General features: G+C 62.5%; 17 protein-coding genes and 1 pseudogene. 9 read left to right on the forward strand and 9 right to left on the reverse strand.

Features of this window, described 5'->3' with window-relative positions; translation table 11 throughout:
- Window positions 1–76: 76 nt before the first annotated feature.
- On the reverse strand, window positions 77–253 hold the full coding sequence (locus tag FCU66_RS41165; RefSeq protein ID WP_168992161.1) for a type II toxin -antitoxin system TacA 1-like antitoxin: 177 nt from the start codon (window positions 251–253) through the stop codon (window positions 77–79).
- Window positions 254–272: 19 nt separating this feature from the next.
- The gene (locus FCU66_RS16725; RefSeq protein ID WP_136621875.1) at window positions 273–1,328 is read right to left on the reverse strand and encodes a CobW family GTP-binding protein; all 1,056 of its coding nucleotides are present in this window, start codon (window positions 1,326–1,328) and stop codon (window positions 273–275) included.
- Between the two features lie 202 nt (window positions 1,329–1,530).
- Here FCU66_RS16725 and FCU66_RS16730 point away from each other — a divergent pair, with 202 nt between their 5' ends.
- Window positions 1,531–2,277, forward strand: a complete 747-nt coding sequence (locus tag FCU66_RS16730; protein WP_136621874.1) for an intradiol ring-cleavage dioxygenase — start codon at window positions 1,531–1,533, stop codon at window positions 2,275–2,277.
- A gap of 217 nt (window positions 2,278–2,494) precedes the next feature.
- Window positions 2,495–2,965: a MarR family winged helix-turn-helix transcriptional regulator gene (locus FCU66_RS16735; protein ID WP_095084311.1), complete on the forward strand. Its 471-nt coding sequence runs from the start codon at window positions 2,495–2,497 to the stop codon at window positions 2,963–2,965.
- Between the two features lie 22 nt (window positions 2,966–2,987).
- Here FCU66_RS16735 and FCU66_RS16740 read toward each other — a convergent pair whose 3' ends face one another.
- On the reverse strand, window positions 2,988–3,860 hold the full coding sequence (locus FCU66_RS16740; RefSeq protein ID WP_136621873.1) for an AraC family transcriptional regulator: 873 nt from the start codon (window positions 3,858–3,860) through the stop codon (window positions 2,988–2,990).
- Between the two features lie 50 nt (window positions 3,861–3,910).
- Between FCU66_RS16740 and FCU66_RS16745 the strand changes: the two genes are divergently transcribed.
- Window positions 3,911–4,318, forward strand: a complete 408-nt coding sequence (locus FCU66_RS16745) for a DUF2000 family protein (protein ID WP_136621872.1) — start codon at window positions 3,911–3,913, stop codon at window positions 4,316–4,318.
- Window positions 4,319–4,324: 6 nt separating this feature from the next.
- Here FCU66_RS16745 and FCU66_RS16750 read toward each other — a convergent pair whose 3' ends face one another.
- Entirely contained in the window at window positions 4,325–5,518 is a 1,194-nt protein-coding gene (locus tag FCU66_RS16750) for a multidrug effflux MFS transporter (RefSeq protein WP_425462857.1), read from the reverse strand.
- A 535-nt stretch (window positions 5,519–6,053) separates the two neighbouring features.
- On the opposite strand from FCU66_RS16750, the pseudogene FCU66_RS16760 reads away from it, so the two are divergent.
- From FCU66_RS16760 to FCU66_RS16780, 5 genes and pseudogenes are all read left to right on the forward strand, one after another.
- Window positions 6,054–6,931: pseudogene (locus FCU66_RS16760) on the forward strand (DMT family transporter).
- A gap of 77 nt (window positions 6,932–7,008) precedes the next feature.
- Entirely contained in the window at window positions 7,009–8,031 is a 1,023-nt protein-coding gene (locus tag FCU66_RS16765) for a LacI family DNA-binding transcriptional regulator (RefSeq protein ID WP_136621871.1), read from the forward strand.
- Window positions 8,028–9,011 (forward strand): 2-hydroxyacid dehydrogenase, encoded by a 984-nt coding sequence (locus tag FCU66_RS16770; protein ID WP_136621870.1) that lies wholly within the window; start codon window positions 8,028–8,030, stop codon window positions 9,009–9,011. Before FCU66_RS16765 ends, FCU66_RS16770 begins: the two co-directional genes overlap by 4 nt.
- Before the next feature lie 17 nt (window positions 9,012–9,028).
- Window positions 9,029–9,616 carry a hypothetical protein gene (locus FCU66_RS16775; protein ID WP_136621869.1) on the forward strand — a complete coding sequence of 196 codons (588 nt, stop codon included), beginning with the start codon at window positions 9,029–9,031 and terminating at the stop codon, window positions 9,614–9,616.
- Between the two features lie 119 nt (window positions 9,617–9,735).
- Complete coding sequence (locus FCU66_RS16780; protein ID WP_168992160.1) at window positions 9,736–10,140, forward strand: hypothetical protein; 405 nt, start codon at window positions 9,736–9,738, stop codon at window positions 10,138–10,140.
- On the opposite strand, the gene FCU66_RS16785 is transcribed toward FCU66_RS16780, so the two are convergent.
- Window positions 10,141–10,914, reverse strand: coding sequence for a gamma-glutamyl-gamma-aminobutyrate hydrolase family protein (locus FCU66_RS16785; RefSeq protein WP_126067369.1), 774 nt, complete (start codon window positions 10,912–10,914; stop codon window positions 10,141–10,143).
- 269 nt (window positions 10,915–11,183) lie between these two features.
- Between FCU66_RS16785 and FCU66_RS16790 the strand changes: the two genes are divergently transcribed.
- Window positions 11,184–12,293 carry a TRAP transporter substrate-binding protein gene (locus FCU66_RS16790; RefSeq protein ID WP_136621867.1) on the forward strand — a complete coding sequence of 370 codons (1,110 nt, stop codon included), beginning with the start codon at window positions 11,184–11,186 and terminating at the stop codon, window positions 12,291–12,293.
- Between the two features lie 158 nt (window positions 12,294–12,451).
- On the opposite strand, the gene FCU66_RS16795 is transcribed toward FCU66_RS16790, so the two are convergent.
- From FCU66_RS16795 to FCU66_RS16810, 4 genes are all read right to left on the reverse strand, one after another.
- A complete protein-coding gene (locus FCU66_RS16795; RefSeq protein ID WP_136621866.1) occupies window positions 12,452–12,826 on the reverse strand; it encodes a VOC family protein in 375 nt (124 codons plus the stop codon).
- A gap of 365 nt (window positions 12,827–13,191) precedes the next feature.
- Window positions 13,192–14,223, reverse strand: a complete 1,032-nt coding sequence (locus tag FCU66_RS16800; protein WP_168992162.1) for a zinc-dependent alcohol dehydrogenase family protein — start codon at window positions 14,221–14,223, stop codon at window positions 13,192–13,194.
- A 19-nt stretch (window positions 14,224–14,242) separates the two neighbouring features.
- Window positions 14,243–16,024 carry a TRAP transporter large permease gene (locus FCU66_RS16805; protein ID WP_136621878.1) on the reverse strand — a complete coding sequence of 594 codons (1,782 nt, stop codon included), beginning with the start codon at window positions 16,022–16,024 and terminating at the stop codon, window positions 14,243–14,245.
- Window positions 16,024–16,608 carry a TRAP transporter small permease subunit gene (locus FCU66_RS16810; RefSeq protein WP_136621864.1) on the reverse strand — a complete coding sequence of 195 codons (585 nt, stop codon included), beginning with the start codon at window positions 16,606–16,608 and terminating at the stop codon, window positions 16,024–16,026. The genes FCU66_RS16805 and FCU66_RS16810 overlap by 1 nt, the downstream gene beginning before the upstream one ends.
- Between the last annotated feature and the right edge of the window lie 171 nt (window positions 16,609–16,779).

Genomic DNA, 16,779 nt, shown 5'->3' on the forward strand with positions numbered 1-16,779 from the left:
TCGGCTGGACACCGGCAGGCGGATGAGGGGCGGCGCCGGCCGTTGGAGGATACCATGCATTGGCGTCGAATTGTTGCTACAGAGTATTTGGCAACGCTTCGATCACCCTAAGCAGCTTCGCATTCGGCTTTGGGGGGTGCTCCAGCAAATCCAGGATAAGCGCGAAATCGGGAGCAGATACTCTCACGACTTCGGTCGCATTGATCGAAATCTGCGGCTTATACCCTGTCTTGGTGTCGATGAGTTTCGACATCTCTGTCCTTAGTCAATGGTTAGGCCACCTGGCAGGCGTCGAAGCTCTTCTTCAGCCGTTCGGCGTCGAGTTCACGGCCGATGAACACCAGCCGGCTCTCGTGCTTTTCGCCGTCTTTCCAGGCGCGCTGGTGGTCGCCCTCGATGATCATGTGGACGCCCTGGATGACATAGCGCTCATCATCGCCTTTCAAGGCAATGATGCCTTTCAGCCGCAGGATGTTGGGGCCTTCCATCTGGGTGATCTTCTCGATCCACGGGAAGAACTTCTTCGGGTCCATCTCGCCGCCGCGCAGCGACACCGACTGCACCGTCACGTCATGGATGTCGGAAGCATGCGCGTGATGGTGGTGGTCGTGCCCGTCATGATCGTGGTGATGATGATCGTGGCCGTCATGGTCATCATGGTCGTGATCGTCATGCCCTTCGAGGAAATGCGGATCGTTTTCCAGCGCCCGCGACAGGTCGAAGGCACCGCGGTCGAGCACTTCGGACAGGGCGACGCCGGCGCGGGTGGTGCGATGGATCTTCGCCGCCGGGTTGATGGCACGGATCGTCGCCTCGACCTTGGCGAGCTCTTCGGGGGTGACGAGATCGGTCTTGTTGAGCACGACGACGTCGGCGAAGGCGATCTGGTCCTCGGCTTCCCTGGAATCCTTGAGCCGCAGCGGCAGGTGCTTGGCGTCGACCAGCGCCACCACCGCATCGAGCCTGGTCTTGGAGCGCACGTCGTCATCCATGAAGAAGGTCTGCGCCACCGGCACCGGATCGGCGAGCCCGGTGGTCTCGACGACGATGGCGTCGAAGCGGCCGGGGCGGCGCATCAGGCCCTCGACGACACGGATCAGGTCGCCGCGCACGGTACAGCAGACGCAGCCATTGTTCATCTCGTAGATTTCCTCGTCGGATTCCACGATCAGGTCGTTGTCGATGCCGATTTCGCCGAACTCGTTGACGATGACGGCGTAGCGCTTGCCGTGGTTTTCCGACAGGATGCGGTTGAGCAGCGTCGTCTTGCCGGCGCCGAGATAGCCGGTGAGAACGGTTACGGGGATCTGCGTCTGTGCGTCGCTCATGGCTTGCCTCGAAGGTGCTGGGCCGCGAAAAATCCGGCCCTCGAAAAAGGGATTGTCGGTTCCATATAGGATGTGTGCCGGGCTTTTGCACGAGGCAAACCGATGGGCCAAACAGGCTTGCCGACATTACCGAATTTTGACTGGCGAGAGCCGCTGTGACCGCCTAGATCAGGACGCGGGAGGCCAATTCGAGAGGCAAGATATGTCCTGCAAGCCATCCTCCTTCTCATTGAGCCGGCGCCAGGCGCTCGGTTTGATCGCGATCACCGCCGGCGGCGGTGCCTTCCTGCCGGCCTCGGCAATGGCAACCCAGTCTTCGGCTACCCAGGCCTCGCTCTATGCCGGACTGGCCCTGTTCGAAACCGGCACCGGCGTGTGCGCCATTACGCCTGAAGTGACCGAGGGACCGTTCTATTTCGACCCGAAACTCGAACGTGCCGATGTCACCGAGGGCAAGAAGGGCATAGCCCTTGACGTTCGGCTGCAGGTCGTCGACGCGGCCTGCCGCCCGCTTGCCGGCGCCCGTGTCGACATCTGGCATTGCGATGCACAAGGTGCCTATTCCGGCTATCCGGGACAGGGTGACGGCCGGGACATCGACACGTCGGGCCAGACCTTCCTGCGCGGCTGGCAGAAGACCGATGCAAGCGGCATCGTTTCCTTCGCCACCATCTATCCCGGCTGGTATCGCGGCCGCACCACCCATATCCATTTCAAGGTCTTCCCCGACGACAGTTCGATGATGACCGGCCAGTTGTTTTTCCCCGACAGCCTCAGCGAGCAGATCTTCGCCTCTGTCGCACCCTACAATGACCGGCCCGGCAAGCGCGACACCTCGAATGCCGCGGACGGCATCGCCAGGCAGGCCGGACCGCAGTCGCAGGCCGCATTGCGCGAGGTGGAGGATGCCTATCAGGCGCTGATGATCGTCGCGGTGAAGCCCGGTTGAGCGGCATTCCCTCACCCACCTTGCTCGCGACGAAAACTCCGGCCGCGAAAACTCGTTTGTCATCTAACTGAAATAAACATCTGGCATTAGCCACGGCGGACACCACAATGCTTGCCGGCAAAGCTGTTTGAAGCTCCGGAATCTTTTTGATCGTCGATTGCCAACCGGCCGGCTGTCTCTATGCTGCCCGCACCGGTACGGCCGAAGAGGGATGACCATGGCCAAGGCGGACAAGACTGCGACAATGAGCCGGCTGCATTCGGCGGCAAGACTGGCAAGAACCGCGCTGGCGGCTCGGCTCCTGGCGCACGGCTTCTATGCCGGCCAGGACCAGATCATGCTGGCGCTCGACCGCGAGGATGGCCAGACGCCTGGCAATCTTGCCGGCCGCCTCGGCGTGCGTCCGCCCACCATCACCAAGACCATCAACCGGCTGCAGGCCCAAGGTTTCCTGGAAAAGCGCGCCTCGTCGGCCGATGCTCGCCAGGCGCATATTTTCCTCACCGATACAGGCCGCGACATTATCCACGCCATCGAGAAATCGGTGAAGAAGACCGAGAAGCAGGCGCTGAAGGGCCTCGACAAGAAGGACCAGAAGGCGCTGTTCAAGCTGCTTGCCCGCATCGAGGCCAACCTTTCCAATGAGGAACTGGTGCTCATCGACGACGACGCCGAGACGGACGACTGATCGCCCGATCCCGCGACTACGATCAGGCCGCCATCGCGGCGGATCCGTGGATCAGCGACGACCAGCGCCCCGGCGTCATGCCGAACGCTTTCTTGAATTGCCTGATGAAATGGCTCTGGTCGCTGAAGCCGGCTTCGATGGCGATCTGCGCCAATGGCTCGCCGGCGGCGATCATCCGCCGCGCGCGCTGAAGCCGGCGCATCACCAGGAAGCGATGCGGACTGGTTGAGAAAGCGGCGCGGAAATGCCGTGACAAGGCATAGCGGTCGAGCCCGGTTATCACTTCCAGTTCGTCGGAACGCACCGGCCGGGTCAGGTTTTCCGTGAGATAGTCGCGCGCCAGTGCAGCCGCCCGCCACGCCGTCCGGGTCATCGGCTTCGTCGGTTGGCCGGCATGCCGTGTCAGGCTTTGCATCAGTTGCGTCAGGAAGTCGTCGACGAACAATTCGTCGAGTTCCTGCTCCAGCGGCCCCAGCGCTGAAAGCAGCGTTGCGCAGAAGGCGGCGTCCGTCACCACGCCATCCCTGACAAAAGGCAGCGACATGCCGCCAAGGCAGTCGAGCATCAGCGACGGCTCCAGGTAGAGCATTCGGTAGCGCAGGCCGTCCTCGGTGCCGGCGCCGCCGTCATGCAATTCGTCGGGATGCAGCACGATGATCTGTCCGGGCAGGCTGTGGCGCGCAGCGCCGAGATAGCGAAACGTCTGCACCCCGTGCAGCGTCACCCCGATCGCATAGGTGTCGTGGCGATGCAGGTCGAAGGCGCTGCCATGGAAGCGCGCCTCGATCCGCTCCATGCCGGCGGGATCGCGGGCGGAGATGATGCAGTTTTCCGCCGCATCGACGCACAAACGTCCAAGACCTTGGAGGGCCTGGCTGTCTAGATCGTGCGACATCGTCTCCTTCAGCCTCGCATTGGGGCACAAGCTCGAATGGTCAATGTCTCATGTTCGATACGAAATTTGCAATCGTGCTCAGGGAAGATCTGCCGGTCTGGCAGAAACTCAACGTCACCGCCTTTCTGACCAGCGGCATCGTCGCCCAGTTTCCGGACATCATCGGCGAGCCCTATGGCGACCGCGCCGGCAATCTCTACAATCCGCTGTCGATCCAGCCGGTCATCGTGCTGTCGGTCGACCAGGCGACGCTGGGCACCATCCACCGGCGCACGCTGGAGCGTGGCGTGACCACCTCGCTCTATGTCGAAGAGATGTTCGCGACCGGCTTTGACGCGGCCAACCGCGCCGTCTTCGCCGAATTCGCGCCTGAAGACGCCAAGGTGGTCGGTATTGCGATGCGCGCCGACAAGAAGCTGGTCGACAAGATCACCAAGGGCGCCCGCATGCAGGTATAGGGATACTCAATCGGTTGGCTGCCGCCGATCAAGAAGAGCGGCATAAAGTGCCGCCAACAACGCGAGTGCCGCCGATATCAGCATCATGACGAACAGCGCATAGATCGAATCTGCAAGGAACAGACCGGCGATGGAGGCTATGAGTGCCCCACCACCGATCCGCATTGCGGCGGCCAGTCCTGCGGCGGTGCCAACCAGATCCGGCCGTACCGACAAGGCGCCGCTGTTGGCGGCAGGCATGGTCAATCCATTGCCGATGCCGATGAACACGCAAGGTCCAAAGAAGACCAGAACGTGAGTGATGCCAAAGCTTGACAGGACCAGGCCGACCGACAGTCCCACGCAAGTCAGGAGGCGCGCAAAAACAAGTGTGGCGCTCAGCGACGTCTTCGAGGCGTAACGCCCGGCCAGATAGCTGCCGAGAATGAACCCGGTAGGAACCAACCCCATGTAAAGGCCGAGCTTCGCGCTTGACCCGCCGAGCGCGTCACCGACAACCAATGGGGCTCCTCCCAGGAACACATAAAGCACGCCCATCGAAGAGGCCATGCACAGGGTGTAGGCCCAAAACCGCCCCGAACTTAGCAGCAGCCCATATGAGGCAAGGTAGTTCCTATGGGATCTCGACAATGGGGAGGCTGTTCTTCTGAGCTCGCGCGCGGACAAGGCGAAGGTGGCTGCACCGAGTATCGCAAAGACAACGAAGCTTGACCGCCACCCGAACAGTTCGTCCAGTGACCCACCAAACAAAGGACCGACCATGGGTGCAAGCGCCCACCCCATGGCGAGATAACCAAATTTGCTGGCGGCTTCGCGCTCATCGGATGTCTCCTTGATGATGACCAGAGCGACGGAATAGCAGGGGCCAATACACGCCTGCATCGCGCGAAACAAAAGGAAAGTGCCGATATTGGGGGCCAGAGCGCAGCCGATGGACGCCGCAACAAAGATCGAGAGAGATGTCAGGACGACCGGCCTGCGCCCAAATCGGTCTGATATTGCGCCTCCGATGGCCTCTATGACGGCGGTGATGATCGCAAAGCCGGCAACCGACAGATTGACCAATGCGAAATCGGCTTGGAACGTTGCGGCAATGTTCGGCAGCGACGGCAAAATCATGTTCACCGGCAACACTGCAAGAGCCGAAAGCAGGATAAGGGTAATTGGTCGGGGTGGAGCAGCGGGTTCGGAGACCATCATTCTCCCTGATATGTCTGTGCCCGGACTCCGAATGGGATTATCGCTCGCCATGATCTCGTTCGCCTTGTCGGTGGGATTAAAGTGAGGTCTGACGAGGCGGCCCAAATTCCGGGCATAAAAAAAGGCCCCGTCAGGAGCCTGCTTACCGCGCATGGGTGCTTTCGCCGGATGGTTACACCATCCTGCCCATGCGCTCCTTTACTACGATCAAAGCGATTGCGATGTTCATGGCATCAGAGCTAGGCGCAAAAGGTGCATGTCGTCAAGGCAGCATGCTTGCGACGTCGATCAACAACAGAAACTGTGCATGTGCTGCCCTGAGGTCTGACCCGAGCGGGGCAGTGGTTTTGTGGCTATGCAAGACGAGGGCTGGCTAAGCCTGTCGACGCGTCTTGTTGTGCCAGACGCTTTTGGCTTGCCGGCAAGCGACAATTCCCGCAAAGGTGGGCTCCAGCCCAGCTTCCCACCCGGCCTGCAAGTGAGTGCTCCCCAAAGACATGTAGAAAGCGCGACGCCCCCGGTGGCGATTCTGTGCATGCTTTCCACCTATGTCTTCTTCACCTTCCTCGACACCAGCAGCAAATACCTCGTGCTTGCCGACGTCTCGGTGCTGATCGTCGCCTGGGTGCGCTTTGCCGTGCATGTGGTGCTGGTCGGCACGCTGCTGCGCGGCTGGCGCCAACCGGTGCGGTTTCGCCCGGTCAACCTGCCGGCACATGTCCTGCGCGGCCTGTTCCTGTTCGGCTCGACCATCTTCAACATTCTGGCGCTGCGGTCCCTGCAACTGGCCGAGACCACCTCGATCTATTTCTTCGGGCCGATGGTGATCACGGCACTGGCCGGTCCGCTGCTTGGCGAGTGGGCCGGCTGGCGGCGCTGGCTGGCGATCCTGGCGGCCTTTGCCGGTGTCCTCATCATCACCCGGCCGGGCGTCGGCGTTTTCGGCATCGGGCATCTCTTCGCTCTCGGCTCGATGCTGTCGAACTGCTTCTACGTCATCATGACGCGCCGCATGTCGGCAACCGAGACGTCGGAGAGCCTCATCCTGTTCTCGGCGCTGGCGCCGGCGCTGCTGTTGTTGCCGTTGCTGCCGTTTTCGTTTTCCCTGCCGCATGACGGCTGGCACTGGTTCGTGCTGCTGATGCTCGGCGTGTTCGGCGGCGTCGGCCACTGGTCCAGGCCTACCGATTGGCGACAACCACGGCCTTGGCGCCCTATCCCTATTCGCAGATGGTGTGGATGATCATTTCCGGCTGGATCGTCTTCAAGCAGTTTCCCGACCGCTGGACGCTGGTCGGTGCCGCCATCATTGTCGCCAGCGGCCTCTACATCGTCCATCGCGAGCACCGGCTTCGGCTGCAGAGCCGCGCGGCCTCGGATGTCGAGGCCGAAGCGCTGGCAAAAAAACTTTGATTTGCCCCCGATCGGTGGCATAACGCCGCCTTTAAACAGTTTAGGTCTGGAAATTCAGGTCCGGGGAGCGCAAGGCGCTGGCACAGAAAATCAAGCTTTCGACGATCGCGGATGCGCTCGGCGTGTCCACGGCCACGGTCTCGCTGGCGCTGCGCGACAGCCCTCTGGTTGCCGGGGCCACCCGTGATCGCATCAAGGAACATGCCCGCGCCATCGGCTATATCTACAACCGGCGCGCCGCCAGCCTGCGCACCTCGCGATCCGGCATTGTCGGCGTCGTCGTCCACGACATAATGAACCCGTTCTTCGCCGAGATCCTGCGCTCGATCGAAAGCGAGCTCGACCGCAGCCGGCAGACCTTCATCCTGTCCAACCACTATGATCAGCTCGAAAAGCAGCGCACTTTCATCGATACGCTTTTGCAGCTCGGCGCCGACGGCGTCATCATGTCGCCGGCCATCGGCACACCGGCTTCCGACATCGTGATGGCCGAGGAGAACGGCCTGCCGGCGGTGCTGATCGCGCGCACCGTGGAAGGCGCCGACGTGCCGGTCTTTCGCGGCGACGACTCTTATGGCACAGGCCTCGCCACCAACCATCTGATTTCGCTTGGCCACAAGCGCATCGCCATGATCGGCGGCACCGACCAGACCTCGACCGGCCGCGACCGCTACCAGGGCTATGTCAACGCCATGGAGGCGGCCGGGCTGGAAGTCAGGCCGTCCTGGCGCATCGCCGGCCCGCGCACCAAGCAGGCCGGCTTCGAGGCCGCCGGGCAGTTCCTGGCGCTGAAGGACAGACCGACGGCTGCCTGCTGTTGGAACGACCTCGTCGCCATCGGCCTGATGAACGGCATTGCCCGCGCCGGCCTCGTGCCGGGCGTCGACATCTCCGTCACCGGCTATGACGATCTCGAGGAGGCAGCGATAGCGACGCCCGCCCTGACCACGGTCTGGAACGGCCAACGCGAGGTTGGCCGCCGCGCCGCCAGCGCGCTGCTCGACAAGCTCAACGGGCAGACGGTGCGGCCTTCGCAGGAATTGATCAAGCCGGAACTGCATGTGCGTCAGTCGACCGGCAAGCCGGTGGAGCGTGCATGACCAAGGCCGGACAGCTGCAGACCGTCGCCATTCTGGTGCCGGGCGATTTCAACGACCATGCGGTCGACCGCATCAGCCACACATTCAGGCGTGTCACAGTCCAACGCGCCGATCCGTCCCTGGTCACGGACGAGATGCGCCGCAACGTGCGTGGCATCGCTTCGTTCGCCGGCATCAACGCGGCGATGATGGATGCACTGCCCAATCTCGAACTCATCGCCTCCTTTGGCGTCGGCTATGATTCGGTCGATGTCGGCCATGCGGCGGCGAAAAACATCATGGTCACCAACACCCCTGACGTGCTGACCGAGGAGGTCGCCGACACCGCCATCGGGCTGCTGATCAACACTGTCCGTGACCTGCCGCGTGCCGAAACCTGGCTGCGCGACGGCAGCTGGGTGCGCAAGGGCAACTATCCGCTGAGCCGGCTGACCTTGCGCGGGCGCAAGGTCGGTATCTTTGGTATGGGCCGCATCGGGCAAGCCGTCGCCCGGCGTTTGGAAGCCTTTGGCTTGCCGGTCGCCTACCACAATCGGCGCCATGTCGAAGGCCTTTCCTACCCGTACCACCCGACCCTGAAAGGTCTTGCCGAAGCCGTGGACACGCTGATTTCGGTGGCGCCTGGCGGCGCCTCGACGGAGAAGGCGGTCAACGCCGAAATCCTGTCGGCGCTCGGCGCCAACGGCGTCTTCGTCAACATCGGCCGTGGCAGCACGGTCGACGAGGCAGCGCTTGCGACAGCACTCGCCAACGGCACCATCGCCGCTGCCGGCCTCGATGTCTTTGCCGACGAACCGAACGTGCCCAAGGCGCTGCTCGACGCGCCCAACACCTCGCTGCTGCCGCATGTCGGCTCGGCCTCGGACCATACACGCCGCGCCATGGCGGATCTGTGCGTCGACAATCTGGTGTCCTGGTTCACCGAGCGCCGGCCGCTGACGCCTGTGCCCGAGACGGCGCATCTGAAGGCTCGAGGCTAGCCCAAAAGGCAAATCCGATGGCTTTGAAGCCGCCCGAAAACTCCACCATCTCGGTCGCAACCAGTGGCCGGGAGCAGGTCGTTTCGATCCCGTACCCAAAACCGCCCGCCACCACCTATATGGCAGGCGTATTCATGCTTTTCTGGCTTGGCGGCTGGGCTTTCGGAGAGATTTCCGCCGCTCACCAGATCATGACGATGCCGGTTGGAGGAGGAACGGCATTTCTCGTATTCTGGCTTTGTGCCTGGACGATCGGGGGCCTCCTCGCGGTGCTGATGGTTCGCCGCGTTTTCCAGAGATCCGTGCCTGAAATGATGAAGCTGGAGGTCGCTGGGCTCGTCTATGATCCGGGAGTACCCCCCTTCAAGATGCCTAGCTCTAGGTCCTTCCCGGTGTGGCCCTCTTTGATGCCGAAACGAACCGAACTTAAAATCGACCGGACGCAGCTCAAATCGCTGAAACTGCGCGAGGGCGATACGTGCAACCGCCTGACAGTCGACGCGGGTGCCCAGAGGGTCGAACTTGCCTCAGCCGCCACCGATGTCGAGCGGGAGTGGCTCTTCAAGCTCCTTTCAGATCGCTATTCGTTGGCAGCCCAGCAATAGTCCGACGGTTTCGTCCTCGACATCCGTTGATATCAGGAGTGGCGCTGCCACACTTATTAACGTCAGCTTAACCCTTTGGAATCATTCTCCATCTTGTCCGTGTGCGTGGATGAAGAATGATGAAAGCACTTTCCGCATTGATCGCTGTCGCAGCGCTGTTTGGCGGCGTTCAGCTGTTTCATCTAGGCAGCGGGGAAAGCGTGGCCAACGAGGCTGCCCCGTCCAACAGCTACAGGCTGGTCGCCAATGGCGATGAGGCGGCCTGTGCAGTCAGCCGCGGGGCCGAAATTTCGGACGGTTTGTCGCTGCTCACCGTTTCCCCGAAATGCCGCCGGCTCTTGCCGGGCATAGAGCAGGCGAAGTTCTGGCGCGAGCAAAACGACGGCACGGTCGCCTTCAGCGCCAACGGCGTCGATCCGATCGTTACCTTCGCGGTTGCCGACGGCAACGGCTACGAATCCTATGCCCCGGCGCTGCCGCTGCTGTCGCTGGCGGCCACCGGTGATTCGAAATCCGGCGACTGATTATTCCGCTGCGGCCCGCGCTCCAGCCTTCGCTGCGGCGTGCAGGCGAACCGCATCGCCGAAGGCACGGAATATTTTCACCGAGTTGCTGTCCGACTTGACCCAATATTCGGGGTGCCATTGCACGCCGACGGCGAAGGCGCGGGAGTCGCGCACCGAAACCGCCTCGACCGTGCCGTCGCTGGCGACGGCTTCGATCTGCAGCTTCGAGCCGAGCCGGTCGATCGCCTGGCGGTGCAACGAATTGACCTTGATGTCGCCGGCACCGAACACGCCGGCCAGACAGCTGCCTGGCTTGATCGAAATGGTCTGGTGGATGGCGAAGCGTTCGTCCTGTTTGTCGCTCACCGGCGCGCGGTGGTCGAGCGAACCCTCTCGCTCCTGGATCTCGGTGCCCAGCGTGCCGCCCAGCGCCACGTTCAATTCCTGAATGCCGCGGCAGATGGCGAGCAGCGGCACGCCGCGCTCGATCGCCCGGCGGATCAGCGGCAGCGTCGTGGCGTCGCGCGCCGGATCATAGGGGCCATTGGCTTCGCTGGCATCGCCGCCATAAAGCGAAGGATGCACATTGGATTTCGAGCCGGTGACCATGACGCCGTCGACCGACGACAGAAGCTCGTCGAAGTCGAGCCGGTCGCCGAACGACGGCACCAGCAGCGGGAACACGCCGGCGCCGGTGATCGCTGCTTCCAGATATTGCTGCGGGGCGGCATGCCAGGTGTAATTGTCGAACTGACGGACGTCGGTCGATATGGCGACGAGCGGCTGATGCATTTTGGCTCTGTGTTCCATCTGGGCAAGGGATGTCCTGCCTCTAAAATAGGCGATCCCTGGTTATTTTTCCATGGCAAGTTTCAGCGTGTCGCATGGGCCACGAAACGGCCTGTTAGACTATAGTTGCAGGGCAGCTGGGCTTCGCCGTCAAATCGGGCCGGCGTGCTGGACTCGACTTCTTGCCTGTGTATTGTTTTGCCCCAGACTGAGCCGGGATATCGAGGATGTTCCCGAATCTCGGTCTGTTTGATCCAAAAGGGAGGAACTGCATGGATCGTCGTTCATTCATTCGCAAGGCCGGTGTCACCGGCGTCGGTGCCGCAGCGGCGGCGGCCACGCTGGCGGCACCCGCAATCGCCCAATCCAATCCCAAGGTGACGTGGCGGCTGGCGTCGTCCTTCCCGAAGTCGCTCGACACCATCTATGGCGGCGCCGAGGTGTTTTCCAAGATGCTGTCGGAAGCCACCGACGGCAACTTCCAGATCCAGGTCTTCGCCGCCGGTGAGCTGGTGCCAGGCCTGCAGGCCGCCGACGCCACCACGGCCGGCACGGTCGAGGCCTGCCACACGGTGGCATATTATTACTGGGGCAAGGACCCGACATGGGCGCTCGGTGCGGCGGTTCCCTTTTCGCTCAACGCGCGCGGCATGAATGCCTGGCACTACCATGGCGGCGGCATCGACCTGTTCAACGAGTTTCTCGCCACGCAGGGCCTTTTCGGCCTGCCGGGCGGCAACACCGGCGTGCAGATGGGTGGCTGGTTCCGCAAGGAAATCAACACGGTTGCCGACCTTTCCGGCCTCAAGATGCGCATCGGCGGCTTTGCCGGCAAGGTGGTGCAGAAGCTCGGCGTCGTGCCGCAGCAGATCGCCGGCGGCGATATCTATCCGGCGCTGGAAAAAGGCACCATCGACGCCGCCGAATGGGTCGGCCCCTATGACGACGAGAAGCTCGGCTTCTACAAGGTCGCGCCCTATTACTACTATCCCGGCTGGTGGGAAGGCGGCCCGACCGTCCACCTGATGTTCAACAAGGCGAAATACGACGAGCTTTCGCCGGCTTACAAATCGCTGCTGCGCACCGCGGCACAAGCGGCCGACGCCAACATGCTGCAGAAATACGATTATTTGAATCCCGCGGCGGTGAAGCGGCTGGTGGCTGGCGGCGCGAAACTGCGCCCGTTCAGCCAGGAGATCATGGCCGCCTGTTTCGAAAAGGCCAACGAGGTCTATGCCGAAATGGAAGCCTCCAACGCCCCGTTCAAGAAGATCTGGGAATCGATCAAAGGCTTCCGCAAGGAGCATTATCTCTGGGCACAGGTGGCCGAATACAATTACGACACCTTCATGATGGTCCAGCAGCGGAACGGCAAGCTGTAGAGCAATTCCAGGAAAAGTGCGTAGCGGTTTTCCGTCCGGAATTGCGTCAAAACAAAGAGATAGAGCGGTTCACCGTTTCCCTGAAACGGTGAACCGCTCTAATCGGCCCATCGCCTTCATCCAAAGACCCCGGGCCTGCTCGCCCGGGGTCTTTCTTTTCAGGCCGCCGAGGAACTGACTTCGACCAGTATTCCGCCCGGCGCATGGCAGTAGAAGGTCGTCGAACTGACTCCGCCGCGCGTCAGCTCTTGCACCTCGCCCGGCGCGAAGCCCGCATCGGCAAGCTCGGCCTGCTTTGCATGCACGATGTCCGGTTTGCCAACGAAGAAGCCGATGTGAAAGCCGCCGGGATAGCTGGCGGTCTCTCCCTTGCCCGGTATCATCAGGTTGAGGATGAAGCCATCGGTCCCGCGCAGCACGGCAAAGGCATCCTTGCCGCGCATGGCGAGAAGCTCGAAGCCGAAATGGCTGGTGAAGAAGCCGGCAAGAGCCGCGACTTCCGGTGTAACGAGATTGGCGTGGTTCAGTTTCATGGTCTTTGTCCTGTCGCGGGTTGAAATGCGGACAGGCTTGGCTGCAGACCGTGAACCGGCGGGGCCGTGGCATCAGGAAATCCGGACATGACCCAACCGGCCCACGGGCTTTCGCCTCGCTTGCCGGCCGCGGGTTCTCCCGCAAATCATGCGGTGAACAGGCCTCCGCCAAGCATGATCCCGAAAAGTGGCATCCGGTTTTCACGGACAAACGGTTTCCGTTTGTCCAGAGATCATGCTCGAAAAACAGAAACGGAAGAGACCGGACTACCGGACCGGTCATGTCATTTTCGGCGCGCACCCAATAGCCGATCAATGGGTGGCCGGCAAGCCTGTGCGCAAGGCCAGGTGACGGCCCGGGCAACTCAGCCCGGGCGGCGCGGCACCACCAGCACCTTGACCTCGCCCGGCGCCGGTGGATTGGCGATTACTGCCGCCGCGTCTTCAAGCGGCACCTGCCTGGAGATCAGCCTGTCGACCTCGATCGCACCGGAAGCGATGAGTTCGGCCGCGCGGCGATGGGTGTAGGGATTGAGGAAGGAACCGAGCACCTTCAGTTCCCGAAACAGCAGGTCGAAGGGCTCGAATTCCGCTTTCATGCCTTGCGGCGTCACGCCGACGATGACGACCGTGCCGCCGGCCCTTGCCAGCCGCATCGACTGCTCGACGGTCTCTCGCACGCCCGCGCATTCGAAGACGACGTCGGCGCCGCCTGGCACCAGACCCGCTGGCCCGGCGATGGCATCGATGACATCGGCGGCGGTCGGATCGACCGTCGCTGTCGCGCCGAAATCCCTAGCAAGCGCGCGCCGCGAGGCTTGCCTGGTCGACAGCACGATGGTCGTGGCGCCGGCCAGTCTTGCCAGTTGCACGGTGAGCAGGCCGATCACGCCGCCGCCAAGCACGACCACCGAGCTGCCCGGTTTGATCCCGGCCAGGTCCACGCCATGCAGACAACAGCCGAGCGGCTCGCAGAAGGCGCCGTGCATCGGATCCAGGCCCGCAGGCAGGACAAAAGCCTGCTTCTGCGGCAACGCAAGATAGTCGGCAAAGCCGCCATCGCGATGAATGCCGATGGCGCGCAAATTGCTGCAGAGGTTGACCCGCCCGGCATGACAATGCACGCAACGCCCGCAGGCGATGTTGGGGTCGCCGGTGACGCGATCGCCGACGGCAAAACCCGAGACGGACTTGCCGATCGCCTCGACGATGCCGGAAAACTCATGGCCGGGCGTCACCGGCGGCGTGCACGGGAATTCACCGTGAAACAGATGCCGGTCCGTGCCGCAGACACCGCAGGCTTCGATCCGCACCAGAAGCTCGTCCGGTCCGATGTCAGGCCTGGCGACGTCGCACAGCGCTATGCTGCCCACCGCCTCAAGCCGCACCGCTTTCATCATCGTCGCCATGCGGGTTTCAATTGAAGCTCGGTGGCTGCGACAGGTCAGGCTGTGGCGCCGCTGGCTTGGCTGGTGCCGGATCGCCGAAACTCGGCGGTTGCGAAAGGTCAGGGGCTGCCGGCGCCGTGCCGCCACCAGTAGGCGCTGCACCATCCCCTGGCGGCGTGCCGAGCGGCGACAGGCCGGGCACCTCCGGCACCTTGTAGTCGATGGTGCCCGGATCGACGGTCGTTCCCTTGTAGTGCATCACCATTTGCGGGAAGGCGATGGTCAGCCCGATCATGATCACCTGGATACAGACGAAGGGCACCGCGCCCCAATAGATCTGTCCGGTGGTGACCGGCGCGATCTGTTTGCCGGTGAGGCGGTCGAGATAGGGCACGCGGGCGGCCACCGAGCGCAAATAGAAGAGCGCGAAGCCGAACGGCGGGTGCATGAAGCTGGTCTGCATGTTGACGCCCAGAAGCACGCCGAACCAGATCAGGTCGATGCCGAGCTTGTCGGCGGCCGGCGCCAGCAGCGGCACGATGATGAAGGCGAGCTCAAAGAAGTCGAGGAAGAAGGCGAGGAAGAAGACGAGAATGTTGACGCCGATCAGGAAGCCGACCTCCCCGCCCGGCAGCGAGGTCAAGAGGTGTTCGACCCAGATGTGGCCGTTGACGCCGTAGAAGGTCAGCGAGAACACCCGCGCGCCGATCAGGATGAACAGCACGAAGGACGACAGCCGCGTCGTCGCGGTCAGGGCCTGCTTGACCACGTCCAGCGACAGCCGACCCTTTGCCGCCGCCATGATCAAGGCGCCGACGGAGCCCATGGCGCCGCCCTCGGTCGGGGTGGCGATGCCAAGGAAGATGGTGCCGAGCACCAGGAAGATCAGCGCCAGCGGCGGGATCAGCACGATGATCACCTGCTGGGCGAGCCTGGACATCATGTTGAAGTTCAGCCGTTTGTCGGCAATGGCCACGATGTAGATGAAGAGCACCCCGGCAGAGGCGCCGAGAATGTCGGCATTGTCGCCATGCACCGGCGCGAGATAGCGATACGCCGCGTAGGAGATCGCGACCGTGACCACCAACGCCACCAGCAGGGACATCACGCCATGGCCGAGCGTGCGCGCTTCCAGTGGCAGCGCCGGCACCATTTTTGGCCGGAAGATCGAAACGATCAGGATGTAGAGCGCGTAGAGGCCGGTCAGGACGAGACCGGGAATCAGCGCCCCGGCATACATGTCGCCTACCGAGCGGCCGAGCTGATCGGCAAGCACGATCAGCACCAGCGAGGGCGGGATGATCTGGGCTAGCGTGCCCGAGGCGGCAATGACGCCGGATGCCAGCCTCCGGTCATAGCCATAGCGCAGCATGATCGGCAGCGAGATCAGGCCCATGGCGATGACGGAAGCCGCCACCACGCCGGTGGTTGCCGCCAAAAGCGCGCCAACGAAGATCACCGCATAGGCGAGGCCGCCGCGGATCGGCCCGAACAGCTGGCCGATCGTGTCGAGCAGGTCTTCGGCCATGCCCGATCGTTCGAGCACGATGCCCATGAAGGTGAAGAACGGAATGGCCAGCAGCGTGTCGTTCGACATCACCCGGCTGCCGTAGAAATTATCCGGCAATGCGTGCAGGAGCGGCCAGGCGAGGTTGATCGATCCGCCGGAATAGGGCGACAGGAGCACGCCGATGAAAAAGAACATCAAGCCGTTGGCGGCCAGCGAAAAGGCGACGGGATAGCCGATCAGCAGGAAGATGATCAACGAGGCGAACATGATCGGCGCCATGTTCTGCGCGATGAACTCCATCACGAGCGCACCTCATCGGCCAGTGCCTTGGCTTCGAGCTCGGCCTGCTCATGTGCCGATATGAAGGGATTGGGGTCGTCCATGTCGCCGCGCATGATGGCGATCTTCTTGATGATCTCGGAAATGCCCTGCAGCGCGAGCAGGAAAAAGCCGACGAGCAGGATGGCCTTGGCCGGCCAGATGATCAGCCCGCCGGAATTGTTGGACATCTCGCCGCTGCGAAACGACAGCGACACATAGGGAACGAAATAGATCACCATCAGCGTCACGAACGGCATCAGGAAGAGGAGATGGCCAAGCAGGTCGATCCAGTGCTGCACGCGGCGTGAGAACAGGCCGTAGACGATGTCGATACGGATATGTTCGTTCTGCTTCAGCGTGTAGGCGGCGGCCAGCATGAAGGCGGCGCCGAACAGATACCACTGCAGCTCGAGCCAGGCGTTCGAGGATATGTCGAACACCTTGCGGATGACGGCGTTGGCGGCGCTCACCAGGATCGCCAGCAGGATCAGCCACGACACCCATTTGCCGATGAATTCGTTCGCGCGATCAATGGTCCTGGATAGAGCGAGCAGCCCTGCCATGCATTCCTCCCTTGTACCGGAGGCGTGCCGGCTTCCCCCTTCTTGTCCGTCACGCCGCGTGGTCCAACGGTATGCCGCGCGTGGACTGACGGGTCAACAAGGATAGAGGCAGCAAAATATTATCGCATGGCAGGCAGTGCCGGATACCGGCGGTCTGCCCCCGCGTCATGC

The sequence above is a fragment of the Mesorhizobium norvegicum genome (assembly GCF_004919685.1).
In the GTDB taxonomy this organism is placed as follows: Bacteria; Pseudomonadota; Alphaproteobacteria; order Rhizobiales; family Rhizobiaceae; genus Mesorhizobium; species Mesorhizobium norvegicum.